Source organism: Paenibacillus sp. FSL M8-0228 (assembly GCF_038007385.1).
GTDB classification, from domain to species: domain Bacteria; phylum Bacillota; class Bacilli; order Paenibacillales; family Paenibacillaceae; genus Paenibacillus; species Paenibacillus polymyxa_D.
In genome coordinates, this window is record NZ_JBBOXA010000001.1 from 882,493 (window position 1) to 907,381 (window position 24,889).

Annotated in this window: 21 protein-coding genes and 1 pseudogene; 18 read left to right on the forward strand and 4 right to left on the reverse strand. The window is 48.4% G+C overall.

Annotation, left to right across the window (positions count from 1 at the left end):
• Window positions 1-4: 4 nt before the first annotated feature.
• On the reverse strand, window positions 5-2,716 hold the full coding sequence (gene acnA, locus MKY98_RS04020; protein WP_029515773.1) for an aconitate hydratase AcnA: 2,712 nt from the start codon (window positions 2,714-2,716) through the stop codon (window positions 5-7).
• Between the two features lie 419 nt (window positions 2,717-3,135).
• On the opposite strand from acnA, the gene MKY98_RS04025 reads away from it, so the two are divergent.
• The 14 genes from MKY98_RS04025 (at window position 3,136) to MKY98_RS04090 (ending at window position 17,824) form a co-directional block, all read left to right on the forward strand.
• Window positions 3,136-4,131: an amidase domain-containing protein gene (locus MKY98_RS04025; RefSeq protein WP_069011283.1), complete on the forward strand. Its 996-nt coding sequence runs from the start codon at window positions 3,136-3,138 to the stop codon at window positions 4,129-4,131.
• 73 nt (window positions 4,132-4,204) lie between these two features.
• Window positions 4,205-5,293, forward strand: a complete 1,089-nt coding sequence (locus MKY98_RS04030; protein WP_039270664.1) for a D-alanine--D-alanine ligase — start codon at window positions 4,205-4,207, stop codon at window positions 5,291-5,293.
• A gap of 101 nt (window positions 5,294-5,394) precedes the next feature.
• Complete coding sequence (locus MKY98_RS04035) at window positions 5,395-5,718, forward strand: hypothetical protein (protein ID WP_013308754.1); 324 nt, start codon at window positions 5,395-5,397, stop codon at window positions 5,716-5,718.
• 139 nt (window positions 5,719-5,857) lie between these two features.
• The gene (gene uvsE / locus MKY98_RS04040) at window positions 5,858-6,859 is read left to right on the forward strand and encodes a UV DNA damage repair endonuclease UvsE (RefSeq protein WP_069011284.1); all 1,002 of its coding nucleotides are present in this window, start codon (window positions 5,858-5,860) and stop codon (window positions 6,857-6,859) included.
• 174 nt (window positions 6,860-7,033) lie between these two features.
• Window positions 7,034-7,900 (forward strand): inositol monophosphatase family protein, encoded by an 867-nt coding sequence (locus MKY98_RS04045; RefSeq protein WP_013308756.1) that lies wholly within the window; start codon window positions 7,034-7,036, stop codon window positions 7,898-7,900.
• A gap of 39 nt (window positions 7,901-7,939) precedes the next feature.
• Complete coding sequence (locus MKY98_RS04050; RefSeq protein ID WP_029515768.1) at window positions 7,940-8,182, forward strand: hypothetical protein; 243 nt, start codon at window positions 7,940-7,942, stop codon at window positions 8,180-8,182.
• Between the two features lie 124 nt (window positions 8,183-8,306).
• Window positions 8,307-10,037 carry a sensor histidine kinase gene (locus tag MKY98_RS04055; RefSeq protein WP_209018226.1) on the forward strand — a complete coding sequence of 577 codons (1,731 nt, stop codon included), beginning with the start codon at window positions 8,307-8,309 and terminating at the stop codon, window positions 10,035-10,037.
• Window positions 10,015-11,574, forward strand: coding sequence for a response regulator transcription factor (locus MKY98_RS04060; protein ID WP_029515766.1), 1,560 nt, complete (start codon window positions 10,015-10,017; stop codon window positions 11,572-11,574). Before MKY98_RS04055 ends, MKY98_RS04060 begins: the two co-directional genes overlap by 23 nt.
• A gap of 175 nt (window positions 11,575-11,749) precedes the next feature.
• Window positions 11,750-13,042 carry an ABC transporter substrate-binding protein gene (locus tag MKY98_RS04065; RefSeq protein WP_069011286.1) on the forward strand — a complete coding sequence of 431 codons (1,293 nt, stop codon included), beginning with the start codon at window positions 11,750-11,752 and terminating at the stop codon, window positions 13,040-13,042.
• Window positions 13,043-13,280: 238 nt separating this feature from the next.
• Window positions 13,281-14,189 (forward strand): carbohydrate ABC transporter permease, encoded by a 909-nt coding sequence (locus tag MKY98_RS04070; protein ID WP_023987015.1) that lies wholly within the window; start codon window positions 13,281-13,283, stop codon window positions 14,187-14,189.
• Between the two features lie 5 nt (window positions 14,190-14,194).
• On the forward strand, window positions 14,195-15,034 hold the full coding sequence (locus MKY98_RS04075) for a carbohydrate ABC transporter permease (RefSeq protein ID WP_013308762.1): 840 nt from the start codon (window positions 14,195-14,197) through the stop codon (window positions 15,032-15,034).
• A 113-nt stretch (window positions 15,035-15,147) separates the two neighbouring features.
• Complete coding sequence (locus MKY98_RS04080) at window positions 15,148-16,260, forward strand: rhamnogalacturonan acetylesterase (RefSeq protein ID WP_069011287.1); 1,113 nt, start codon at window positions 15,148-15,150, stop codon at window positions 16,258-16,260.
• A gap of 72 nt (window positions 16,261-16,332) precedes the next feature.
• Complete coding sequence (locus MKY98_RS04085; RefSeq protein ID WP_069011299.1) at window positions 16,333-17,367, forward strand: glycoside hydrolase family 88/105 protein; 1,035 nt, start codon at window positions 16,333-16,335, stop codon at window positions 17,365-17,367.
• Window positions 17,368-17,422: 55 nt separating this feature from the next.
• Window positions 17,423-17,824: a sensory rhodopsin transducer gene (locus MKY98_RS04090; protein WP_029515761.1), complete on the forward strand. Its 402-nt coding sequence runs from the start codon at window positions 17,423-17,425 to the stop codon at window positions 17,822-17,824.
• 95 nt (window positions 17,825-17,919) lie between these two features.
• Here MKY98_RS04090 and MKY98_RS04095 read toward each other — a convergent pair whose 3' ends face one another.
• The 3 genes and pseudogenes from MKY98_RS04095 to MKY98_RS04105 all read right to left on the reverse strand — a co-directional run.
• Window positions 17,920-18,879 (reverse strand): DMT family transporter, encoded by a 960-nt coding sequence (locus MKY98_RS04095; protein WP_029515760.1) that lies wholly within the window; start codon window positions 18,877-18,879, stop codon window positions 17,920-17,922.
• Between the two features lie 207 nt (window positions 18,880-19,086).
• Window positions 19,087-20,403: a glutamate-1-semialdehyde 2,1-aminomutase gene (locus MKY98_RS04100; protein ID WP_025722139.1), complete on the reverse strand. Its 1,317-nt coding sequence runs from the start codon at window positions 20,401-20,403 to the stop codon at window positions 19,087-19,089.
• A 91-nt stretch (window positions 20,404-20,494) separates the two neighbouring features.
• A pseudogene (locus MKY98_RS04105) lies at window positions 20,495-21,607 on the reverse strand (LCP family protein); the annotation flags it as partial.
• 103 nt (window positions 21,608-21,710) lie between these two features.
• On the opposite strand from MKY98_RS04105, the gene MKY98_RS04110 reads away from it, so the two are divergent.
• The 4 genes from MKY98_RS04110 to bcp are packed head-to-tail and all read left to right on the forward strand — an operon-like array spanning window position 21,711 to window position 24,850.
• The gene (locus tag MKY98_RS04110; RefSeq protein WP_029515757.1) at window positions 21,711-22,751 is read left to right on the forward strand and encodes an ABC transporter ATP-binding protein; all 1,041 of its coding nucleotides are present in this window, start codon (window positions 21,711-21,713) and stop codon (window positions 22,749-22,751) included.
• On the forward strand, window positions 22,744-23,538 hold the full coding sequence (locus MKY98_RS04115) for an ABC transporter permease (RefSeq protein ID WP_025718034.1): 795 nt from the start codon (window positions 22,744-22,746) through the stop codon (window positions 23,536-23,538). Before MKY98_RS04110 ends, MKY98_RS04115 begins: the two co-directional genes overlap by 8 nt.
• A 4-nt stretch (window positions 23,539-23,542) precedes the next feature.
• Window positions 23,543-24,331: an ABC transporter permease gene (locus MKY98_RS04120; protein ID WP_025718032.1), complete on the forward strand. Its 789-nt coding sequence runs from the start codon at window positions 23,543-23,545 to the stop codon at window positions 24,329-24,331.
• 42 nt (window positions 24,332-24,373) lie between these two features.
• Window positions 24,374-24,850 carry a thioredoxin-dependent thiol peroxidase gene (gene bcp, locus MKY98_RS04125; protein WP_029515756.1) on the forward strand — a complete coding sequence of 159 codons (477 nt, stop codon included), beginning with the start codon at window positions 24,374-24,376 and terminating at the stop codon, window positions 24,848-24,850.
• The last annotated feature ends 39 nt before the right edge of the window (window positions 24,851-24,889 follow it).

Here is a 24,889-nt window from a genome sequence, read left to right on the forward strand (position 1 = left end):
CTCTTTACTCTTGAATCATTTGACGCAATACGGTTTGCAGAATACCACCGTTGTGGTAGTAGTCGATATCGACGGTGCTGTCCAGACGGGCAATTACCGGGAATTCGAACTTTGTGCCATCCTCGCGTTTAGCCACAACTGTAAGCTCTTGACCAGGCTTCACGTCATTGTTAATGCCGAGGATGTCGAAGGTTTCGCGGCCATTGAGGCCCAAGCTGGACCAGCCATAGCCCTCCTGGAATTGCAGAGGCAGTACACCCATGCCGACTAGGTTACTGCGGTGAATCCGCTCGAAGCTTTCGGCAATGACAGCCTTAACGCCCAGCAGAAGCGTACCTTTGGCCGCCCAGTCACGAGAGCTGCCTGTGCCGTATTCCTTACCAGCGATGACGATCAGGTTCTGATCGGCTGCCTGATATTTCATGGACGCATCATAGATGGACATTTCCTCATCCGTTGGCAAGTATTTGGTCACGCCGCCTTCAGTACCTGGAGCCACATTGTTGCGGATACGGATGTTGGCGAATGTACCGCGCATCATGACCTCGTGGTTACCGCGACGGGAGCCGTAGGAGTTGAAATCCTTGCGTTCCACGCCATGCTCCTTCAAGTACAGTCCTGCCGGGCTGGAAGGAGCAATGTTGCCTGCTGGTGAGATATGGTCCGTCGTGACCGAATCATTCAACAGGGCAAGCACACGGGCATTACGGATTTCCTTGATATCCTGCACGCCATCCTGAAGTTTTTCAAAGAATGGTGGATTTTGAATATAAGTTGATTTTTCATCCCATTCATACAGTTCGCCTTCAGGAACCGGAATGGAGTTCCATTTTTCATTGGCAGTAAATACATTTTCATATTTGCGACGGAACATATCCGGGCTGAGAGACAGGCTGATGGCTTCCTTGATTTCCTCGGAAGTAGGCCAAATGTCTTTCAGGTAGACAGGCTGATTGTCCTGATCGTAACCGAGCGGATCATTCACCAAATCAATGTTCACTGTACCTGCCAGCGCATAAGCGACAACCAGTGGCGGTGAGCCGAGATAGTTGGCTTTGACCTGCGCATGCACACGGCCTTCAAAGTTCCGGTTACCGGAAATAACTGCGCCAACCGTTAAATCATGGTCTGTGATAGCTTGACTCACTTCGTCAGGAAGTGGGCCGGAGTTACCGATACAGGTTGCGCAGCCGTAGCCTGCTACATGGAAGCCGAGGGCTTCGAGCGGTCCGATTAATCCCGCTTTTTGCAGGTATTCCGTCACGACGAGGGAGCCTGGCGTCAAGCTTGTTTTAACATAGCCTGGCTTTTTGAGCCCACGCTGCACTGCCTTTTTGGCCAGCAAGCCCGCACCGAGCATAACGCTTGGATTGGAGGTATTCGTGCAGCTTGTGATAGCCGCAATAACGACTGCTCCTGTACCTAACTCGCTGGTGGAGCCGTCCGGATGGGTCAGCGGAATCTTCTGTGCGATTTTTTCATCGCTCAGTCCATAGCCGCCCTTGTCCACCGGGGTACGAATAATGCCTTCAAACGTTTCTTTCATGCGGCCAAGCTCAACACGGTCCTGCGGACGTTTGGGTCCGGCGAGACTCGGTACAACCGAAGCTAGATCCAGCTCAATGGTATCGCTGAACACAGGGTCCGGTGTATCGGATGTGCGGAACATGCCTTGGGCCTTGTAATATTCCTCTACGAGGCTTACTTGCTCATCGGAACGTCCAGTGCTGCGCAGGTAGGCCAGTGTTTCCGCATCGACCGGGAAGAAACCAATCGTTGCGCCGTATTCCGGTGCCATGTTGGCAACTGTCGCACGGTCAGCCAAGCTGATGTTAGCCAGACCAGGCCCGTAAAACTCTACGAATTTGCCGACTACGCCTTTTTTACGCAGCATTTGTGTAACAGTGAGCGCCAGATCGGTGGCGGTAGAGCCTTCCGTCAGACTGCCTGTCAGCTTGAAGCCAATCACATCGGGAGTGACAAAATACAGCGGTTGCCCCAGCATACCCGCCTCTGCCTCAATCCCGCCGACACCCCAGCCAACAACACCAAGGCCGTTAATCATCGTGGTATGGGAGTCTGTTCCTACGAGGGAATCTGGAAAGACGACCGTTTCACCGTCAATGGTTTTGGTAGCGGCAACGGAGGCGAGATATTCCAGATTGACCTGATGGACGATACCTGTGGATGGCGGAACGGCGCGGAAGTTGTTGAACGCCGTTTGCGCCCAGCGCAGAAAACGGTACCGCTCCTCGTTACGTTCAAACTCTACATTAATGTTGTAATCCAGCGCATCACTGGTACCGAAAGCATCGACCATGACCGAGTGGTCGATAACGAGATCGACGGGAACGAGCGGATTGATTTGCTTCGGGTCCCCGCCTGCTTTTTTCACCGTATCACGCATAGCTGCCAAATCGACAACTACGGGGACACCGGTAAAATCCTGTAGCACGATGCGTGCAGGAATGAACGGAATCTCCTTGTTGGTGTCCCGATCCTCAGCCCAGCCTGTCAGCTGCTGTACATGTTCTTCAGTGATGGCGCGTCCGTCAAATTGGCGAACCGCGGCTTCCAGCAACACTTTAATGGAGAAAGGCAGCTTGGCGATACCGCTTTTTCCTTGTTCCTCCAGTGCCTTAAGACTGTAGTAGCGATAAGGCTTCCCGTTAACTTCCAGACTACGGGCGATGGAGAATTGATCTTTTCCTGACATAAGTATTACCTCCTTGAAGTGAATGCTTGGGGGAAAATAGGGATGTCGTTTTTTCGACGTCTTGCCCAGTTGGTTTAAATTGGTTGCGTTCTCAATTACATCTTCAGTGCTTCATAACGTGTTAGAGGTTGTGATGAATGCAATTTGTTTCATTAGATGAAACATGATTTCAAAATGATTGCTTTTGGATTAAGTATACCGTTTTCAGGCAGTTCCGTAAAGTTTTTTTGGCCTAAATGATGCCTTGCAGATTGGAAAATAAAACGTTCCGCTCCCTCGCGTTTCGATGTTCATACCAAGCTTTAGAGATTCATACTTATAGATAGAGAGCATATCAGACCAGAGAGGGAAAAAGGAAGTTCTACATCATTCCGGTTATCCCCGGAAAAGGATAGCGGGACGAATTTGGAGGGATAGGGATGGGGGAGCGGGAATGGAAACAGGCCCTTTTTGCTTACGTGAATCAATACAATCGCAGTGAAGTCAATGGTGTACCGCAGCCAGATGAGTATCTGGAGGTGGGCCAGCGGATGGAACGAGCAGCACGTGCGGCCAGATTGGAGCAGTGGTACAACGAACGGGATGCTGTTCCCCTACGCAGCGAGACACGCGCCAAGCCGCTACGAATGGTGCAGGATACGCCGGATGAGGCTGTGGTAGATGTACAACTGCATGTCCGACTCTTTTATGAGAAGGGCGGGATGACTCACCGGGAGGATCGGATTGAACGGGAGCGTCTGACGTTCACACGCGAGGGTGAAGCCTGGCAGGTAGCGAGAATTGAGCGAGATCCGGCAGAAAGGAAGCCAGCGGGGGGAGAGGTTCCTTTTGAACAGGCTTCGTTTAATCAGGGAGGGAGTTTGCCGCTGCTGAATCGCGGTGTGCTGGGCTTTGGTTCGTCCGCACGTCCCAGCCGATATCGCCGTGAAGAAGCAGCGGCTTATGCAGATCAGTGGTGGGATAGCTTTAACCCGGAGTTTGAAGGTTTTGATGTGGATTGCACCAATTATATCTCGCAATGCCTCTTTGCAGGGGGCGCACCGATCCACTATACTGGTAAAAGAGAATCGGGCTGGTGGTATAAAGGACGGGTCGCCGGACGTGAGCTGTGGAGCTACAGTTGGGCAGTTTCCAACAGTCTGGAGCGGTATTTGGGCTCCAGCTCATGGGGTTTGACTGCTGAGCAGGTGAGTCGACCGGAGCAGCTCATGCTGGGGGACGTCATTTTTTACGATTGGGATGGTGACGGAACCTTTCAGCACAGCACGGTGGTAACGGCCTTTGATGCGGGCGGCATGCCGCTAGTCAATGCGCATACGGTAAGCTCCAGACATCGTTATTGGGACTATAAAAATTCGTATGCGTGGACCGACAACACGGTATATCGCTTTTATCACATCGCCGACTATTTTTAAATGAGATGATGGATAACAGGTATAGTGACGCAAATCAGTCATAATGACGAAAGTAGGAAAGCGGAGGATAGGCATGGCAAATCAAAAATTGACCGTAGGGCTGGTGTACGGTGGCAAATCGGGCGAACATGAGGTTTCGCTGCAAACGGCGTATGCGGTAATGAACGCATTTAACTATGAGAAATACGAGATTATTCCTTTTTATATTACGAAGGCTGGCGATTGGCGTAGAGGGGCGCTATTAAGCGCTCCTCTGGCTTCTGTAGAGCAATTGAAGCTGGAACGTGCAGAGGGCGGTACCAAGGCGGCATTAGATACGTTGTTCGGCAAGCTGTACGGAGAGCAGACGCTGGATGTGCTGTTTCCGTTGCTGCACGGCACCTTTGGCGAGGACGGAACGATTCAGGGTCTGTTCGAAATGGCGGATATGCCTTATGTCGGTGCAGGAGTGTTGGCTTCGGCAGCAGGTATGGATAAAGGCGTCATGAAGAAGCTGTTTGAGCATGCAGGATTGCCGCAAGTGAAATACTGTTATTTTAATAGTACACAGTGGGCCCAAACCAGTCATGATCTGGTACGTAATATGGAAACCGAGCTAGGTTATCCTTGCTTTGTCAAACCGGCCAATCTGGGATCAAGTGTCGGTATTTCCAAAGCCAGCAACCGAGAAGAGCTGGAAAAGGCTGTAGATCTGGCTTTGCAATTTGACCTGAAGGTGATTGTCGAGGAGTACGTCGATGCCCGTGAGATTGAGGTCAGCGTACTTGGCAATGACGAGCCGATTGCCTCGGTACCGGGTGAAATTGTATCGTCGAGTGATTATTATGATTATGCTGCCAAATATACGGATGGCCAATCGGAAATGCTTATTCCGGCACCGTTGGATGAGGAAGTGGCAGATCGTATTCGTGAAGCCGCATTACAAGCATTCCGCGCGCTGGAAGGCTGCGGGATTTCTCGTGCCGATTTCTTCGTCAGACGCTCGGACGGACATATTCTTATTAATGAAGTGAATACGATGCCTGGTTTTACACCGTTCAGTATGTATCCATTATTGTGGAGAGAAACCGGCGTATCCTATGCAAGTCTGCTGGACCGCATGATTGCTCTTGCACTGGAGCGTTATGAGCGCAGGTCCGCATTGCACTACGAGAACTCATAAAAGAAACAAAGGGGAGCTGATCACTCTCCTTTTTGTTCATATATATGGCACTTACTTGAGCATTTCACTAAACCCTTAATGATGAAAGGTGGCGGCTACACATGGGCTTTCAAACTGAATTTAACTCCGTATGCAAATTCAAGAGCGAACAAGAACTTTACGAACTGCTGGAATACGGACGTGGCAAAATGGTTAAATCCGGGCTGCGCGTGTTTCCGACAGGCCAGAAGGTCATCGCTTACAGCGTGGACAACGTGGCAGTAGCCATCGTGCAGATTGTGGGCTGTATCGCCGAAATTAATTTCCAGGGCGATGAAGTGACCGAAGTTGAAATGATCCTCATTCGTAAGCTGAATGATGAGGAATCAAGAATTCAGACCGCATTGGCGGATGAAATGTTTTTTGGAGCACAGCAGCAATCCTAGCTGTTTGCTTCTTGCAATTTGTGCGATAACACCGAATCAGCATGTGCTTTTCCGGGTATGATCAGTAGAAAAGGGTTTTAGGTCACAGAACGAAAGCGGCCTTACCATCTACTGCGAACTACTGAAAGGAAGACACCCTATGATCGTAAGGTTAGGTTATGTAGCCATGTCGGTTACCGTGCAAAATGCATCCCCCTCTAAAACCATGACGATGGCCAGCTTTAACAAGATTGGAGACCGAGAAGCTGCGATCCGCAAGCTAGAACGGATAGCAGCTGAAAATCTCCATAATACATTGAGGCTGCTGCGCCATAATCGCGCGAGTGATATCCAGGTCTATCGTTTCTCATCCAAGCTGATTCCGCTCGCGACCCATCAGGATCTGCGGGATTGGAACCCGTTTCAGGCGCTTGCTGCTGACTTTGCAGAGGTTGGGAACTATGTCAAGGCGAATAGGATGAGGGTATCGTTTCACCCCGATCATTTTACAGTGTTAAGCACTCCCCGTCCTGAGGTGTTGGAGAGCTCCATTAATGACTTGAAGTACCACAAAGCGATGCTGGAGGCCATGGGGCTCGGTGCCGAAGCCAAGAACAACATTCATATTGGTGGTGCATACGGAGATAAGGTGACCTCAGGCCAGCGTTTTGTAGAGCAGGTTAGTGCTCTGGATCTTTCGTTAAGAGAACGGTTGACGCTGGAAAATGATGATAAAACATTCAATGCGGTGGAAACACTGGAAGCTTGCAAAATAACGGGCTTGCCGATGGTTCTCGATATTCATCATCAATGGGTCAATAACGAGGGTGAGAAGCCGTGGGAGCTATGGCCGGACATATTGAATACCTGGAAAGGGGAATTGGCCCAAGCCGGATCTTCTACTGATCATCCATTGCCGCCCAAAATTCATGCCTCCAGTCCCAAAAGTGAAAAAGACCCTCGTGGTCATGCAGACGGTGTTCTGGTGGAGCCGTTGCTGACCTTTCTGCGCAATATTGCTGGATATACGGATCGGATTGATGTCATGCTTGAAGCCAAGCTTAAGGATGAAGCGTTATTCGGATTGATGAATGAACTGCGCCTTCAGGAAGATAATGGGGTCAAAGTGCTGGATGGGGCTTCCGTAGAAATTATGCCTTAGAAAGTAGTATTTTGCGGATAAATCTCTCATTTGGGGAAACTTTATGCAGTTTATTGTGTATACTAGAATGTGTAAACTAGCAAACTTGTACTGAAACAGAGATGGTTAAGAGACTGTGCTGTAGGCCAGCTTCGTAAACCACGTAACAATGATATAGAAAGTAGAGTGAACACGTTGAACGAACATGAAAACGAAAAGGTTCCCTATATCGTATCAGGAAAAAGCTATACTGCCGTGGCTATTAACGCGGCATCCAAAGCCGGGGAATGGATTAAGAGCAGGCTGGGAACTGTTGAACATTTGAATACCAAACAGTCTCCTACGGATCTAGTGACCGAGGTAGATAAAGGTGCAGAACAGATGATTCGCAGACTGATTCTGACCCATTTTCCCGATCATGCGATTTTGGGTGAAGAGGGTGTAGAGCCGGGAGCCGAAGCTTCGGCCCGCGCACTAGAGGCTGCCCGTGAAGAGGAATATTTATGGATTATTGATCCGGTAGATGGCACGACCAATTTTGTACACAGTCTGCCGTATTACAGTGTGTCCATTGCCTTGGCCCATCGTGGAGAGGTGATTGTCGGGGTTATTTATGATCCGTCCCGTGATGAAATGTTTGTAGCGGAAAAAGGAAAAGGCGCATATGTACATGGTAATCGCATGCAAGCCTCAAGAGAAGAAACACTGGGAGATAGTCTGGTGTGCATCGGCTTCCCGCCAGATCGTACGTATGCACAACCGCTAAATATGAAAATCACGCAGGTTCTTACACCTCAGGTACGCGGCATTCGGGCGCTGGGCTCGGCAGCATTGCATCTGGCTTATGTGGCGTCGGGACGGTTATCGGCCTATTGCGAAATTGGTTTGAATGCGTGGGATGTAGCAGCGGGCGCTTTGCTGGTGCAGGAATCAGGCGGTACCATTACCGATACATTGGGCAGACCTTATGACCTGAGTGTACGGCATATTGCAGCTACGAATACAGCTATTCATTCTCAACTTATTCAAGTGCTGAAAGAAGCAGACGCAACCGGGTTATAATTCTACGTAGGGACCATCACCCTAAAGGAGGAAATCGCGATGAGTCAATCCGAAGAATTGGAACGCCAGCTCAGTGAACTGCTGACGGAAGGCGAAATTCGTGAGAATGAGGCCCAAAAGCGGGAACGGCTCAGCCCTAAATATGAGGTGCGGGTTCAGACTCATATCGATCCCATTGTTGAGGAAACGCGTAAATACCGGAGTATGGCACGGGAACTTGATGACCGATACGACGAATATATGAGCAAGGCGGACAAATCGAAACCAACCGATCAACGCTAAGCAAATGCAAATACCTCTTGCCGAATGACCAAGGCATGGGGTATTTTGTATGTTATAAAGGAGGCGACAATCACTGATTACCTACTTTAAAAGCGCTTACAAAAATGCTGGAATCCATCATAAAATGGTACTGCTGATCACGGTGCTTATGCTGGTTAATTTTGCAGTTGTTGCAGTCATACTTAAGTACGTATTTCACATTTATGATAATCAAATGTACAAAAAAACATCCGAAGTACTCAATATTTCTTCAATCGGTATAGAAAATGAGCTGAAGGATGTGGAAAAAGTTACTTTCAAGGTAACAACGGACGAGCAGCTTCAACGTTATTTGCTGCAATTGGAAAAAGAGAAATCCCCTTATGCCAAAATGGTGCTGCGTAAAAAAATAACGAATAGGCTCGTCGCCTTTGCCGGCTCTGAAACCTATGTCTATTCTATGATGGTCATCGACAAAGAGGGACAGGTCATGAGTGCGGGCAACCGCGAAGGTATTCCCCAAGAGCTTCGATCCACCCTGTCGGAGCTGGCAGACGAACATGACGGTTCCAATGCATGGTATGCCGCAGGTCATTCCTCCTTGCTGGCAGCTCGGCAGTTCAAATCCTTTACCGATTCCAATTTTACGCTGAATGGGCTCGGAACGCTTGCGATTCGTGTACGAATTGACCGGATTGTAGCGGACCGTGTGCAAACCTCCGGTCGTGACGGACAACTGATGATTACAGATGGAAGGCGGATGATTTATCCCGAAACACCACTTTTGAGTGAGAGTGATATTCAGGCCGAGCTGGGCCGGAAGCAGCCATACGGGATTGCGACCTACTCAGGAGGAACCTTTTTCGCTGCTCAAATCAAATCTTCTTATACGGATTGGACGTATTTGCATATGACCCCCTTCGATGATATGTTTCGCAGCATTACGATTATCAAAGAAGTTGTAAGCGCTATTTTTGTCATTATGCTTCTTATCGCATTGGCTCTGGGGGCTAGATTGTCAGGGAGCATTACCAAACCGATCGTTCAATTAATCCAGAACATGCGTAAAATAGAAAAAGGCGATCTCGACCGTTTGGAAGAGGAAGCACTTGGTGCGGTCCCCCTTTCCACACAGGATGAGGTAGGCTTGCTTCATCGAACGTACAAGAAAATGATTCGCCGCATTCGTGAGCTCATTAATGAGAATGTTGCCAAGCAGCTATTACTGCGGGAAACAGAGCTAAAGGCGCTCCAGGCCCAGATTAATCCACATTTTTTATACAATACATTAGAGTCCGTGAACTGGCTCGCCAAGGCCAATAAACAGGACCGGATTTCAGAGATGGTGGAAGCACTTGCTTTTCTACTGCGCAGTGCGGTCAGTTTTGAGGAGCAGCTAATTCCGCTTCGAAAAGAGCTGGATATTGTAAGGAGCTACGTAACGATCCAAAAAACACGTTTTGATGAACGTCTCGTTTTCCATCTGGATATTCCGGAAGAACTGATGGATGCACAAATTCCGAAGCTAACGCTTCAGCCCTTGGTGGAGAATGCCATTCATTATGCGCTGGAGCCGCGAATTGAACCCTGTCAGATTGCTATTATTGCGAGAGAAAGCGAGGGTGCTCTATTTCTGCGAGTTGAAGATGACGGACCGGGAATGACGCCGGATTTCTTGGAAAAGCTGCGAAGCGGGCAGGTTACGACTCGTGGGCAGGGCATTGGACTTACGAATATTCAGGAACGGATTAACCTGACATTTGGTACACCTTGGGGGATAGAGCTGCATAGCGAGTCAGGAACAGGAACGTCGATTCATGTCTGTATTCCATATGTGAAAGGGGATCAGGGTCGTGTACAAGGTGCTACTGGTTGATGATGAGCGTATGATTTTGGAAGGCATATCACAGGTGGTTGATTGGGGGAAAGCGGGCACGAGATTGGTTGGCACGGCACGTAACGGGATTGAGGCTTATGATCAGATTCAAGCCAGCCCACCTGATTTTGTGATTAGCGACATCTCTATGCCAGGACTAGACGGTATCGGACTCGTTGCCAAAACGACGGAGCATTTTCCAGACGTCCGTTTCATTCTGTTGTCTGGCTACAAAGATTTTGATTATGCCTGTCGGGCCATGCAATACGGGGTGAAGCACTACTTGTTGAAGCCATGCAATGAGCGGCAAATTCATGAGGCTCTGACCGAGTTGGGACAGGAGCGGGAGGAGCAGGAAGAACGCAAGCAGTTTGTAAACCGGATGAAGCTAGATTTTCAGCGTATGCTGCCCCATGTGAAGGAACACTTTTTGAAGGAGTTTATTTCCTATAAAACTTACGGTAGCCGCGATATCGCATTTTATGAGCGGTTATTCGGAATTGAATTGCAAGATAAGCAGGTTCGAATGCTGCTGCTGCGGGTGGAGGAATCCCATGAGCCGGAGCATCTGTTTGCATTGCAAAATATAGCGGCAGATTTGATGGATGATGTCTTGCTCAGTACGACCATGCAGGGGCAATTGCTCATCGTGCTGGAAAGCGAGGATGATACGTCACGGTTTATGAAACAGATTGAAGCGGTACGTGCGACATTTCATCGCTTTTACAAGCTGGAGGTAACGGTCGCAGTTAGTGAGTCGGATAGTATGCAGCATTCACGGGGGATGTACCGGGAGACACTGCATTGTATGAATCACCGTTTTTACACCGGGGAGGGCAGTCTGATTACGAAGGAGGATTTAGCGGCTGAGGATACCCGGGAGATGGCAGATTTGGAGCTGGACGAGGAGAAGTTCGGTCTGCTGATCAAGGCTGGAAATACGGTGGAGGTTGCACAGGAAGTGGATAGGTTGTTCGGTATTCTGTCCCGTATGAAGCTGGAAATCTCCGTGACCCGCTCCTATGTGCTTCAACTCTATGCTGCTATGATCCGTATATGTCCTGAAGAGGAGCGTGCGGCGTTTACGAGCCGAATGGTGGTGCTGGCAGAGCAAAAAACGCTGGCATGTCTCAAATCTTTTGTACAGGAAGCTGCCGAACGAATGACCGCAATCTATTATAAAAGTAATGTGTATCGCCAATCTTCTACCGTTGATAAAATGATCACTATTATTGAGCAAAACTATAGAAAATCCGATTTGTCGCTGAACGGAGTGGCAGGTCAAATGCTGTATATGAATTCCGACTATTTAGGGAAGATTTTCAAAAAGGTGACGGGGGAAAACTTCTCACACTACGTCAATCGTTATCGGATCGAACGTGCGGCTGAGCATATTCGAGAGACAGGAGATGTAAAGGTGTTTGAGCTGGCCGAATGGTTCGGCTTCGGCGGGAACGCGCAATATTTTAGCCAGGTGTTCAAAAAATGGGCGGGTATGACGCCTTCCGAGTACATTAAATCACATGAACGGGGATGAGCTGATGGAGTCCCACTGTTTTTTAAACCCAGGAAACCTGATTTGTGTATTCCAATGCTTCTCAGCTTTTGGGAAAATAACAACAGGAGCTAATGTAAACGCTATCAAAAATGCGTAAATACGTTGTCACTTGTAATTTGGCTCCTTTCTAGAACAGCGAAAAGGGGAGAGATAGGTGGGCAAAAAGGGATGGTTTCTGATTATAGCTATGCTGCTCGTTTTGACGACAGCATGTAGCGGAGCGGACGGCGGCGGCAATTCGGGCACAAGTGCAGACGGGAAAGTAAAGTTACGTATCGCTTGGTGGGGATCGGATACGCGTCATGAATACACGCAGAAGGTCGTTGATTTGTATAAGCAGAAAAATCCTAATGTAACGATCGATGTGGAATATGCCTCTTTTGATGACTATTGGAAAAAGCTCGCCCCACAGGCTGCGGCTAATCAGTTACCGGATATCGTGCAAATGGACATTTCGTACATTAGCCAATATGCAAAAAATGGTCAACTGGAGGATCTCGCGCCTTACTTAAATCAAAAAATTCAGGTCGCTGACGTGAACGAAAATGTACTCAGTACCGGCGTAATAGCAGGAAAGCAATATGGTATTCCAACAGGTGTCAATGTTCTGGGTTTCCAGTATGATCCGGCGTTGCTCAAGAAAGCAGGTATAGATAAAATTCCTGATAACTGGACATGGGATCAATACAAAGAACTGGCTTTAAAGGCAGCTTCCAATAAAGTATATTTTGACAGCTCGATGGCTGCCGATATTTTCTTCCACTACTATTTGCGTACGCAAGGAAAGACTCTCTACAATGCGGAAGGAACAGGCTTGGGATATGACGACGATAAGCTGTTTGTTGACTTCTTCAGCGGATTGGCTGATCTGATTAAGAAGGGAGCGACTCCGCCTCCTGAAATCATGAACCAGACCAAGGGGATTCTTGAGGAATCCGATATCGTAAAAGGAACAGGCATCGGTATTTGGCAGTGGTCCAATCAGTATGTGGGCTTACAGCAGGTTGTTAACCGCCCCATGGCACTGGCTCCAATGTTTGGGCCGAATATGGAAAAAGGCGTATACATGCAGCCTACGATGTACTGGACGGTTGCTTCCCGTTCACAGGTGAAGGATGAGGCCGCAAAGTTTATTGATTTCTGGATGAATGATGTAGAAGCGAATAAATTGATTAAAGGCGAACGTGGCGTGCCGATTTCCTCCAAAATCAAGGAGGCTGTTGCGCCAGAGTTGAGCGAGCCTACGAAGCAGGTGTTTGAATTTGTAGCTTCCATGGAGCCGAAGGCTTCTCCAATGAGCCCGCCGCCGCCAGTCGGATCGCCGGAAGTGATTGCGACTCTGACCGATTATATTGAACAGGTCAATTTCGGACAGATGACACCAGAAGACGCAGCGGCCAAATTCCGGGCTGATGCGAATACTATCCTTGCGAATAACAAGCAATAATGAGCGCAATGTGACCTTTAGGATATCTGACACTGTTTTAGCATAAGATCGATATGATCGAAGGAACGTTTCGTTAAGTTAACCGTGCGTAGTCCAAAGCATGATTGCGCACGGTTGATTGGACGAACCGACTGCATAAGCACCCTTTGCAGACATCACAATATTATTCACATAACAACGAATTATTAATATTATAAAGTTTTGCTAATTCTTTAAAATGCAACAGAAGGGAGGCTTGATGAGCTTGCGAAATCATCAGAGCTTGAAAGCCAATATGACCGGATATGCGTTTATCAGCCCGTTTATTGTGGGCTTTCTGGCGTTTACGTTAATTCCAATGTTTATTTCGCTGTATCTGTCCTTTACCACCTACAACCTGTTCACCCCGCCCAAATGGATTGGTCTGGGTAACTTCGAAAAAATGTTCACAGGCGACCCGAAATACTGGAATTCGATCAGGGTCACGTTTACGTATGTATTGGTCGGTGTACCGTTGCGACTGATTTTCGCGCTGTTTGTGGCTATGATTTTGAATACCAAGTCGCGTATGGTCGGCACCTATCGGACGATGTACTATCTACCGTCGATTATCGGGGGCAGTGTTGCGGTATCCATTATGTGGCGGAACATTTTCAGTAATAACGGCATAGTGAACAGCCTGCTTTCGACCTTAGGGGCGACTCCGGTGAAGTGGTTTGGTGACCCGGATGCTTCGCTTACGATGCTAATCACCTTGTCCGTATGGCAATTTGGCTCCTCCATGCTGATTTTTCTGGCAGGTTTGAAGAACATTCCTGTTGAATTGTACGAGGCGTCCAGTGTAGATGGCGCTAAGCCAGTACGAAAATTTTTCAGTATTACGCTACCGTTGCTTAGCCCCATTATTCTATTTAATCTGATTATGCAGACGATCAGTGCCTTTATGACCTTCGTCCCGGCTTATGTTATTTCTAAGGGCGAAGGAGGCCCGATGGATGGAACGATGCTGCATTCACTGTATCTGTTCCGACAGGCGTTTATGTTCAGCAACATGGGATATGCGGCAGCCATGGCTTGGGTCATGCTCATTATGATTGGGATACTGACAGCGATATTATTTATAACCTCCAGATACTGGGTATTTTATGAAACGGAAAAGGGGCGCTGATAACGATGGCATGGAAAACGGTCAAATGGCCAATTTATCACATACTGGTTGCTGCACTGGCGCTCCTGATGCTGTATCCCGTTTTTTGGATGCTGTTCAGCTCGTTTAAAGAAAGTCGGACGATATTCGTCACGGCATCCTCGCTTTTCCCTACAGAATGGATCTGGCAAAACTATGTAACAGGCTGGAAAGGAACGACTGGCTACAACTTTGGCACGTACATTCTGAACTCGCTCACGATCGTGGTGATTTCAACGATTGGAGCCGTGCTTTCCTCCTCATTGATCGCATTTGGCTTTGCGCGCTTGAAATTCAAAGGACGTAACTTGTGGTTTGCTTTGATGATGGTGACGCTTATGCTACCAGGGGATGTGGTACTGGTACCGCAATATATTATTTTCACCAAGCTCGGTTGGATCAATACGATCTTACCGTTGGTGGTACCCTCCTTTTTCGGGATGCCGTTCTTCATCTTTCTGATGGTGCAGTTTATACGAACGATTCCAGGAGAGTTGGATGAAGCGGCGACGATTGATGGATGCGGCAAGTTCCGGCTGTATTTTAGAATTATTTTACCCTTACTCAAGTCGTCGTTGGCTACAGCGGCAATCTTCTCTTTCTACTGGAAGTGGGAGGATTTGCTAGGTCCGGTACTGTATCTGAATTCGCCGGAGAAATATACCGTATCTATTGCACTCAAGATGTTCCTCGACAGCGAGTCGGCTTCCAACTGGGGAGGAATGTTCGCGATGTCTATCCTAAGCCTGCTTCCAGTTATCGCTGTATTCTTCGCATTCCAGAAGCAAATTGTAGAAGGAATGAGTACAAGTGGTTTGAAGGGATAAGATTCAAAATCCATAGCGTGAGGATATGAGGCTTACGAGTGGAAATGGAAGGTATCCGGGTTTATACAATTAAATGGTTGGGATTTGAGGGCGATGGCTGAGAGGTGAGTAAATTGTGGAAGTTTGATTTTGGTCCGGGGGAACCTGCGGATGGCTACAAGGGAGTGTCTCCGGATTGCGTATATACAACTGAACAGGGCTATGGCTTCGAGACTACGGAGCATGTGTACGGTCGAAAAAGGCAGTGTGCAGCTAAGGATGCACGCACGCAGCTACGAAGCAGCTTTTGTATTCCACTGAACGCTGCATTTGTTGCAGATGTGCCAGACGGGATGTATCTCGTCACTATACTGGTCGGCGATTCGCAGGCGGAAACGCTCACGCGACTCAAGGCTGGTGAAGGCAAGCACATGCTTCCCCCGGTACACACGCTGCCGGGCCAGTTCACCGAAGCCCTGTTTGCGGTGCCAGTCCGGGGTGGCAAGCTGCGCCTCACCGTATCAGGCACCGCGCCACGGCTCAATGCGCTGGAGATTGCGCCAGCGCCACAGACCCTCCGGCTATTCCTAGCCGGAGATTCCACGGTTACGGATCAGGACGCATCCGGTTATCCGTATACTGGCTGGGGCCAGGCTTTGCCCGCCCTGTTCAAGCATGATGTCTGCGTGGATAATCATGCCGTATCGGGAAGAAGCTCCAAAAGCTTTGTGGACGAAGGACGGCTGGGTGCCATTTTGGGCGAAATAAAGGCAGGAGACTTCCTGTTCATCCAGTTCGGCCATAATGATCAGAAGCCTGACCCGGAGCGGGCTACAGAGCCTTTTACAACCTACAAGGAGCGTCTTCGCCTCTACATCGACGGCGCAAGAAGCCATGGGGCAACCCCGGTACTGGTCACGCCCGTACATCGTCGCTATTTTAATGAGGATGGTACGCTATCTGACACACATGGTGACTATGTAACAGCGGTTCGTGAGCTGGCGGAAGAAGCGAATGTACCGCTGATTGATTTGTCTGCCCGCACGCAGGAGTTATATGAGCAGCTGGGTCCCGAAGAGAGTAAAGAGCTTTTTATGTGGCTGCTGCCTGGTGAATACATGAACTTTTCCGGCGGCTTAGAGGATAACACACATTTTCATGAGAATGGTGCGGTTCGTATTGCAGACATGGTGGTGGATGCTGTGAGGGCACTGGATTTGCAACCGTTACGCATGTATTTACGTTGAAGGACGACCTATTCATATACGGACGTCAAGGAGGTAACTCACGTGAAACTTACCAAAGGGGGGGACGTGGAAATGCCTGCATTGATATTTGATGAAGAACAAGTTAAGCAGGTGATCGACCGGGTAGTTGAACGCACATTTCAAATGCACTACAGCTGGGATTGGCCGGGTGGAGTAGCCTTTTACGGAGTATGCGAAGCGTATGAAGCGACAGGGAACGAAAAGTATTTGATCAAGCTGAAAGAATGGGTTGACGAAAGTATTGAGGATGGGCTTCCATCTCTCTCGGTGAACGGCGTTTCTGTCGGGCACTGTTTGTTGACGCTTTACCAGGCCACAGGTGAGCAAAAATACCTTGATATTGCCATCGAGATGGCAGAATTTTTGGCCAAAAAAGCGGAACGGTTTGCCGACGGCATTTTCCAGCATACGGTGAACTCACTTCATGATGTATTTCCGCAGCAAGCATGGGTGGATACGATGTTTATGGCCGGTTATTATTTGCTGCGTATCGGTCATCTGTTGGGCAACAAAGAGTATTGGGAGGATGGGGTTCGTCAATATCACGGGCATGAAGAATTTTTGCAGGACCCGGATACGAATCTGTATTATCACGGATGGGATCATGCGAATCAAAGCCGGATGTCAGGAATATATTGGGCGCGCGGCAATTCATGGGCAGCTCTCACGATGGCAAAAGCGCTGAAATTTGTGGAGGTGCAGCATCCATCTTATATGATCATCGATGGCTCGCTGCGTGACCAGCTCAATGCACTGGTGCGGCTGCAATCCCCCGAAGGGCTGTGGCATACGGTGCTGAACGATGATACCTCTTATCTGGAAACCTCGGGCTCGGCAGGAATTGCGACTGCCTTGCTTATGCAAGGAAGATTGTTTAACAAATACACACAAAAGGCGATCGACGGTATACTTTCCTGCATTAAGGAGGACGGCACAGTAACGGGGGTATCCGCTGGAACTGCTGTGATGAACGATATTGATGGCTATCGAAACGTCCCCTACAAACGCATTCAGGGATGGGGTCAGGGATTGGCGCTTGCTTTTCTGGCTCAACTGTTGCGTACCAAGGAGAATCCATACGGCTAGAAGAAAGGGCATATGCGCTAAAAAGTATTATGGGTAAAGGAAGGAGGCCAATAGTATGGGAAATGCTGAACTTTCTCAGGAAAAGGTGGCTAATCAGCCGCGAGGCAGCCTATTCTGGGTCATCCCCGATGGGTATATTCCACCGGAAAGCCGGGGAGAGCTGCTCAGTCATGAGAGTATATGCGTGCTGAATTGTGGGAGCCGTGTGGCAAATCTAAGTATAGACATCTATTTTGAAGACCGCGAGCCATTGGAGGGATTGATCGAGGTGGTGGAAGGAAGACGAACCCGTCATATCCGAACAGCCTCTTTGGAGAAATCCGGCGAACGGATTCCGACAGGCATTCCTTACGCAATTACGGTCACTAGCGATGTGCCCATCATCGTACAATATAGCAGATTGGACACGACACAGCCGGAATTGGCGTTAATGAGTGTCATGGCGTACCCTATTTAATCCGACGAAGACTAAGAAGTGAAAAAAGAAATCTCCCGGCTGGAATTGCGCAGCTGGGAGATTTCTTTTTTTTGCAGGCAAATTAGTATCTATTTTTAGCCCGTCTTTTGTGATTTTGCCGAAGTTGTTTTGATCGGCGTGAAGTTTTTTCGCCCTCCAAAATTGGTACCCAGCACGCCGATAATGATCATCACAGCCCCAACAATGTGATAGTAGGCGAGCTGCTCCTTCAAAATGTAAGCACCGGCAATCATGGAAATGAGGGTGGATAAATTACCGATCACACTCATTTTGGAGGCTTCGATCCACTTCAAGGCAAAGCTCGATAACAGTGAGGTGACGAGGGTAGACAGAATGCCCAGATAAATCAGTGCCATCCAATAACCAGGCTTCACCAGTGGAGCGGTATAGGCGCTCATGGAGCCGTCTATGGCATGATATCCCAGTGCCACCACGTTAAAAACGATACATCCCAAAATAGAGGTAACGTAGGTCAATTCCATGGGGCTGTACTTTTGTGTTAAGGGCCGTGCCAGTACATTATAACCGGATAGGCATATCGCAGAGAGCACGAGCAGAAGAATACCGCCATAGCTATTGGACGCTAGCGGTGCTCCGCTTTTCATTACAAATATAAAAACCACACCAAAGACAGAGAGCAGTAAGGAAATCTTTTGGACTACTGTTGTACGCTCTTTAATAAAATAAGAAGCTAACAGCAACGTAAAGATGGGAACGGTTGCTTGAATAATTCCACCTTCCGATGAAGAAGTGCTCATCAGCCCGAAGGCTTGCAGTGGAAAATACACTAATGGCGAGAGCAGCGCCAGTGGTAAAATGCGCAGAATGTCACGCAATTTGATGTTGAGCTTAATCCAACCAAGCAGCACTGGAACGGTCAAAGCGATAAAAGACAGCGCAAAGCGGTGGGCGATCACATCCAGCGGGCTCGCCTCTGTGACCGTCAATTTTACAAATAAAAATGAAAATCCAAGTATAGCTGCATAGCTGAGAGCTGCCAGATAGGCGGCTCCATTTCTGGAACGACTGTGCATAATAAACCTCCGTAGTCATGACCTTAACCTGTGGTTCTCTCAATATACCCGGATGGCATAACATGATACAATCCATAAAATCTGCAACTGTACGGGTACAGTTGTAAAATAAAAAAAGCCGGAACGAAGTCCCAGAGGTCGAATACCCTTCCCTAAGACTACTTCCAGCTCTTATCAAAATTCATATTCTATCACTTACTGCTGGGTTTACTTCCCTTGTGACATCGCCCGGAACGAATCGTCCGCCGCTTCCAGCGTAGCATCTACATCTTCGTCCGTATGCGCTGTTGTGAGGAACCAGGCTTCGTACTTGGATGGTGCCAGATGAATACCGCGATCCAGCATGTGACGGAAGAAGGATGCGAATGCTTCGCTATCCGTATCCTGCGCCTGTGCGTAATTCGTGATCGGATGATCACAGAAATGCGTCGAGAACGCTCCACGAATACGGTTGATCGTCAATGGCACGCCATAGCGTTCGGCAGAGGACTGAATACCGTCCGTCAGCCTCACAGCCAGACGTTCCATCTCTTCATACACGCCTTCTCCTTGAAGGACTTCAAGGCAGGCGATGCCTGACGAGATGGACGCCGGGTTGCCTGCCATCGTACCCGCCTGATAAGCCGGGCCGAGTGGGGCAACCTGCTCCATGATCTGTTTGCTGCCACCGTAGGCACCAATTGGCAGACCACCACCCATGATTTTGCCCAGCGCGGTCAAATCTGGCTGAATCGCATCATGGTTGTCCAAACCTGCATACGTTTGGGTAGAGCCGAAGTGGAATCGGAATGCGGTAATGACCTCGTCATAAATGACGAGTGAGCCGTTCGCACGCGCCATGGAGCACAACCCTTCCAAATAACCGGGCTGCGGCATAACCATGCCGAAATTACCGACAATAGGCTCGACCATGACTGCCGCCACATCGTCGCTCCAGCGCTCCAAAGCTTGGCGCAACGCGTCGAGGTCATTGAATGGCACAGTAATGACCTCGCTCGCAATGTTGGTTGTAATGCCTGCACTGTCAGGTATGCCCAGTGTAGAAGGTCCAGAGCCAGCAGCTACAAGTACCAGATCCGAGTGACCATGGTAGCAGCCGGCAAATTTGATGATCTTGTTCCGCCCAGTATAAGCCCGTGCCACACGAATCGTCGTCATGACTGCTTCTGTGCCGGAATTCACAAACCGGACCTTGTCCATAGAAGGAATGGCTTCCTTCAGCATCTTGGCCAGTTTGATTTCCAATACCGTTGAGGTTCCGTATAATACGCCGTTCGCGGCCGCTTCGCTGATCGCCTTGGTAATATGGGGGTGAGCATGTCCGGTAATAATAGGGCCGTAGGCCGCCAAATAATCGATATACCGATTATCATCCTCGTCCCAGAAATGAGCACCTTTAGCGCGTTTCATGAATACTGGAGCACCGCCGCCCACAGCTTTAAAGGAACGTGAAGGGCTGTTAACGCCCCCGACAATATGCTCCAGGGCTTCTTTATATAGTGCTTCGGAGTTTTCCCGTTTCATCATCAAAAACTTCCTTTCCGTTCATTAAAATAGGGTATACACACGCCAAAGGGCAGCGTTCACGGCTGCCCCTGCATACATCATTATAGCTCTTTTTGACTGTCTTTGTTGTTGATTGTTTGGAAGCATTCTCATCACTGGCTTTACTGCCCCCTGTAAAAGAAGCTTTATCCGTCTTGGTAGACGATGCACTGTCTGGCTGTTTTGTTTCGGTCTGATCCTTATTTTGTTCCTGTGTTTGTGTGGGTGGATTATTAAAAATATCCTGCACATACGTTTTCAGTTCTTCCGGATCGCGGACAGTAAGAACTGCCGCGCCGCCCACATTCTCTTCTCCGAGCATCTTCATCGGTGGAACCTGTTCACTGCCTGCAAAGTTGCTTTGGTACCCCACATTCGCCAGCTTCCACATATCGTTAACACTGAGATTTGTGTCGATGTACGGGTTAACCTGCTCTAAAATGTTCGGCAGGTTGGCGATGGAAGTCGTGGTCTGCATTTTCTGGGCTACGGCCTCCAAAAATGCGCGTTGCCGTCCTGATCGGGAGAAGTCGGACATCGCATCGTGGCGGAACCGCACATATTGAAGCGCCGTGTTGCCATCCAGATGCTGCATACCCTTTTTCAAATCAATGTCGTACTGATGTTTATCTGCATTACTTGTATAATGCATATCCTTTTCCACTTCAAAATCAATCCCGCCTACGGCATCCACCAGTTTGATAAAACCCTGGAAATCCGTGTACACATAATATTGCACCGGAATGCCTAACAGATCGCCAGCCGTCTTCATGGCTGTGTTGGGTCCGTGAGTAATGGCGGTATTAATTCGATTTTTTCCGTAACCGGGAATATCCACGTACGTATCACGCAAAATAGAGAACAGGTGGATTTTTTTCTTGACGGGGTCCAGTGACACGACCATCATGCTGTCTGATCGGGGGACTTCCCCTTTCTGGATACCGCGCCCATCGACACCCATTAGCAAAATATTGACCATATCGGTACCTTCCCACTTGGGCGGTTCTGGCGTACGAACCTGATCGACCTGCTTTACATTTTTGAAGGGGGAGTTAGCACCCTCTTTATGCAGATTATCCAGCTGATTATAAATAGATGTAAAATAGTACACGGCAAAGCCGACAATCGCGACGATTACCACGGCTAGAACCGACCATATCGTCCTTTTGGTTCTGCTTGTCATGGATGCTCTCCCTTTCGCTTTTCAGTTCATTACATTATAATTTCTTTTTGGAGCACAATCAATTTAACTATGGATTTTACAAATCCTGATTGAGAGGTATAACATGCTGGCAATAGATGTGCAGGATCTGCGCAAAACATTTAAGGTTCAAAAAAATCGCGAGGGCTTAAAAGGCGCCTTCCTTGATTTATTTGCCCGCGAATACAACGAGGTAGCCGCGGTCAAAGATATATCTTTCCGTATTCCGCAAGGAGAAATATGCGGTTATATCGGTGAGAATGGCGCCGGAAAGTCCACCACGATTAAGATGCTGACAGGCATTCTCGTGCCGACATCGGGACATCTCAAGGTGGGCGGTTATGTCCCCTATGAGGAACGTGAGAAATTTGTAGGCAACATTGGTGTTGTTTTCGGTCAGCGCAGCCAGCTTTGGTGGGACATCGGTGTGATCGAGTCTTTTCAACTACTGCGGAAAGTATATCAGGTTCCGGCTACTGACTTCAAACGCAGGCTGGATGAGCTGGTGGAGAGACTGCAATTGCAGGATCTGCTAAGCCGCCCGGTACGCAAGCTTAGTCTCGGGCAACGGATGCGCTGTGAGTTGGTAGCAGCCTTGCTGCACAATCCGTCTATTGTTTTTCTGGACGAGCCGACCATTGGGCTTGACATTATGGTGAAGTCCGAAATCCGCGAATTTCTGAAGGACATGAACCGGGATCACGGTACGACTATTTTGCTGACGACCCATGATTTGCAGGATATTGAAGCGCTGTGCTCGCGCGTCATTATGCTGGATGATGGGAATATCATTTATGATGGTGGTCTTGAGGATCTGAAGGCGCGTTGGGGTACAGGTCGAGAAGTACGGTTCCAGTTCGGCACATCGACCCAATTGGAGCAATTACAGGCATGGACTGCTGATATGCCATTGGCTTGGACGGTGGATAATGATTTGGCTGCCAAGGTATGGATTCCTCTTCATATTAATGTATCGGATGTGCTCGCTTGCGTAGTCGGTCGCACGGACATTACGGATATCAAAATCATTGAAACCAACACGGATGATATCGTCCGCAGTATCTATCAGTCTGGCTCGGCGGAACGCCAGGGCAATCCGGTAGTGGAGGCCAAAGTTCATGCTTAGCGTATACACCGATTTTATTCGTATTCGATTTCTCACGATGCTGGCTTATCGTGTGAACTATTATTCAGGAATCCTTATTTATTGCATGAATATTGGCGTGTATTATTTCACATACAAAGCGATATATGGCGATGCGGGTAGCATTGGAGGCTTTACCGCTGCTCAGATGACGACGTATGTAGCCGTATCGTGGATGGCGAGAGCCTTTTATTTTAACAATCTGGATCGTGAGATATCGACGGATATTCGTGATGGAAGCATTGCAATTCAGATGATCCGACCTTATAACTATGTACTTGTTAAATTTATGCAAGGACTCGGCGAGGGAATGTTCCGTTTTCTGTTGTTTATGATTCCAGGTATGGCGATTGCGTTGCTGCTATTTCCGGTGAAACTTCCCACGGATCCGGTAGCCTGGGTTGGTTTTCTGGTCATGCTGTTTTTCAGCTTTATGATCAACACTCAGATCAATATTATTACTGGATTAACGGCCTTTTTTATCGAAAATAATGAGGGCATGATGCGTATGAAGCGCGTAGTTGTAGATCTGTTTTCTGGATTGATTTTGCCAATTAGTTTGTTCCCAGGCTGGCTGGCGACAATCGCCCAATGGATGCCGTTTCAGGCAATTACCTATTTGCCGGGCTCTGTATTTACGGGACGTGTAAAAGGCGTTGGCATTTGGAATGTACTGGGTATCCAAATCATTTGGCTGGTCGTTCTGCTCGTGCCGATGATCATCATTTGGCGACTGGCGCGCAGACGTCTGTTCGTGCAGGGAGGGTAAGCCGATGATGTACTATTTGGGTCTCATTAGCGAATATTTAAAAAATTACATGAAGTCACGGCTCACCTATCGGGCCGACTTTTGGGTAGAAGTTATTTCAGATCTGTTGTTTCAGGCCACGAATCTTATTTTTATCCTGGTTATTTTTATGCACACAGACAGTTTGGGTGGCTGGAGTGAAAATGAAGTCGTGTTCGTTTATGGATTTTTTATGGTTCCTTACGGACTATTCAGCTGTTTCGTCAACCTTTGGAACTTTAGCGAGCGTTATATTGTAAAAGGTGAACTCGACCGGGTAATGACCCGTCCTGCGTATAATCTGTTCCAGATTTTCCTTGAAAATGTGGACCCGCCCGCACTGGTCGGCTCAGTGATCGGTCTGATTATTATGGGGATCAGCGGGGCACAGATGGACTTGGCTATGGAGTGGTGGTTCATACCGGCGCTGATCATTTTGAGCCTAAGTGCCGTGGCGATCTATACGGGGATATACACCATATTGACTTCCCTTTCGTTTTTTTCGGATGCGCCGACAGGAATTATTCCGCTCATGTACAATATTCAGGGCTACGGACGTTATCCAGTAACGATCTATAACCGAGCCATTCAGGTTGTGCTGACTTGGATACTACCGTTTGCTTTTGTTGGCGTATATCCAGCCTCCCTGTTCCTTCACCGAGAGGACATGCGCCATATGGCGCTCTTAACTCCTGTGATGGGAATTGTCTTTCTGACCTTGGGCTTACTGGCATGGAACTGGGGAATTCGCCGCTACAGAGGGGCAGGCTCATAGGTCAGGTTATATAAGAACCCCCACAAGATAGGAGATGATGAGATGTCCGCGGCATTTACCGTTATTGGACAAGCGGCACCGGATTTTGAATTGCCTGGCAGTGAGGGAAAGCATGTTAAGCTGTCAGATTATCGAGGCAGTAGGGTGTTGATATATTTCTATCCCAAGGACTTGACCTCTAGCTGCTCGACACAGGCTTGTGATTTTCGGGATAAACATACGGAGTTTGAAGGTTTGAACACGGTGATTCTGGGGATAAGCCCTGATCCACTCAAGCAGCATGACAAGTTTATTGCCAAGTACGGACTCCCTTTTCAGTTGTTATCTGATGAAGAGCATCAGGTCGCTGAGACGTATGGTGTATGGCAGCAAAAACAGATGTACGGCAAGCAGTACATGGGCATTGTTCGGTCTACGTTCCTTATTGATGAAAATGGTATCTTAGTTCACGAATGGCGTGGTTTAAGAGTAAAAGGGCACATTGATGCTGCGCTGGCATACATTCAGGATATGGCGTAAGTGAAGAACAAAAAAACCTTTTGGAATCGGATTATGCTT

Bases quoted from the DNA above. Each gene is read 5' to 3' on its own strand.
- acnA (WP_029515773.1), bottom strand. From the start codon at position 2,716: ATGTCAGGAAAAGATCAATTCTCCATCGCCCGTAGTCTGGAAGTTAAC.
- MKY98_RS04025 (WP_069011283.1), top strand. From the start codon at position 3,136: ATGGGGGAGCGGGAATGGAAACAGGCCCTTTTTGCTTACGTGAATCAA.
- MKY98_RS04030 (WP_039270664.1), top strand. From the start codon at position 4,205: ATGGCAAATCAAAAATTGACCGTAGGGCTGGTGTACGGTGGCAAATCG.
- MKY98_RS04035 (WP_013308754.1), top strand. From the start codon at position 5,395: ATGGGCTTTCAAACTGAATTTAACTCCGTATGCAAATTCAAGAGCGAA.
- uvsE (WP_069011284.1), top strand. From the start codon at position 5,858: ATGATCGTAAGGTTAGGTTATGTAGCCATGTCGGTTACCGTGCAAAAT.
- MKY98_RS04050 (WP_029515768.1), top strand. From the start codon at position 7,940: ATGAGTCAATCCGAAGAATTGGAACGCCAGCTCAGTGAACTGCTGACG.
- MKY98_RS04055 (WP_209018226.1), top strand. From the start codon at position 8,307: ATGGTACTGCTGATCACGGTGCTTATGCTGGTTAATTTTGCAGTTGTT.
- MKY98_RS04070 (WP_023987015.1), top strand. From the start codon at position 13,281: ATGAGCTTGCGAAATCATCAGAGCTTGAAAGCCAATATGACCGGATAT.
- MKY98_RS04075 (WP_013308762.1), top strand. From the start codon at position 14,195: ATGGCATGGAAAACGGTCAAATGGCCAATTTATCACATACTGGTTGCT.
- MKY98_RS04085 (WP_069011299.1), top strand. From the start codon at position 16,333: ATGCCTGCATTGATATTTGATGAAGAACAAGTTAAGCAGGTGATCGAC.
- MKY98_RS04090 (WP_029515761.1), top strand. From the start codon at position 17,423: ATGGGAAATGCTGAACTTTCTCAGGAAAAGGTGGCTAATCAGCCGCGA.
- MKY98_RS04095 (WP_029515760.1), bottom strand. From the start codon at position 18,879: ATGCACAGTCGTTCCAGAAATGGAGCCGCCTATCTGGCAGCTCTCAGC.
- MKY98_RS04100 (WP_025722139.1), bottom strand. From the start codon at position 20,403: ATGAAACGGGAAAACTCCGAAGCACTATATAAAGAAGCCCTGGAGCAT.
- MKY98_RS04110 (WP_029515757.1), top strand. From the start codon at position 21,711: ATGCTGGCAATAGATGTGCAGGATCTGCGCAAAACATTTAAGGTTCAA.
- MKY98_RS04115 (WP_025718034.1), top strand. From the start codon at position 22,744: ATGCTTAGCGTATACACCGATTTTATTCGTATTCGATTTCTCACGATG.
- MKY98_RS04120 (WP_025718032.1), top strand. From the start codon at position 23,543: ATGATGTACTATTTGGGTCTCATTAGCGAATATTTAAAAAATTACATG.
- bcp (WP_029515756.1), top strand. From the start codon at position 24,374: ATGTCCGCGGCATTTACCGTTATTGGACAAGCGGCACCGGATTTTGAA.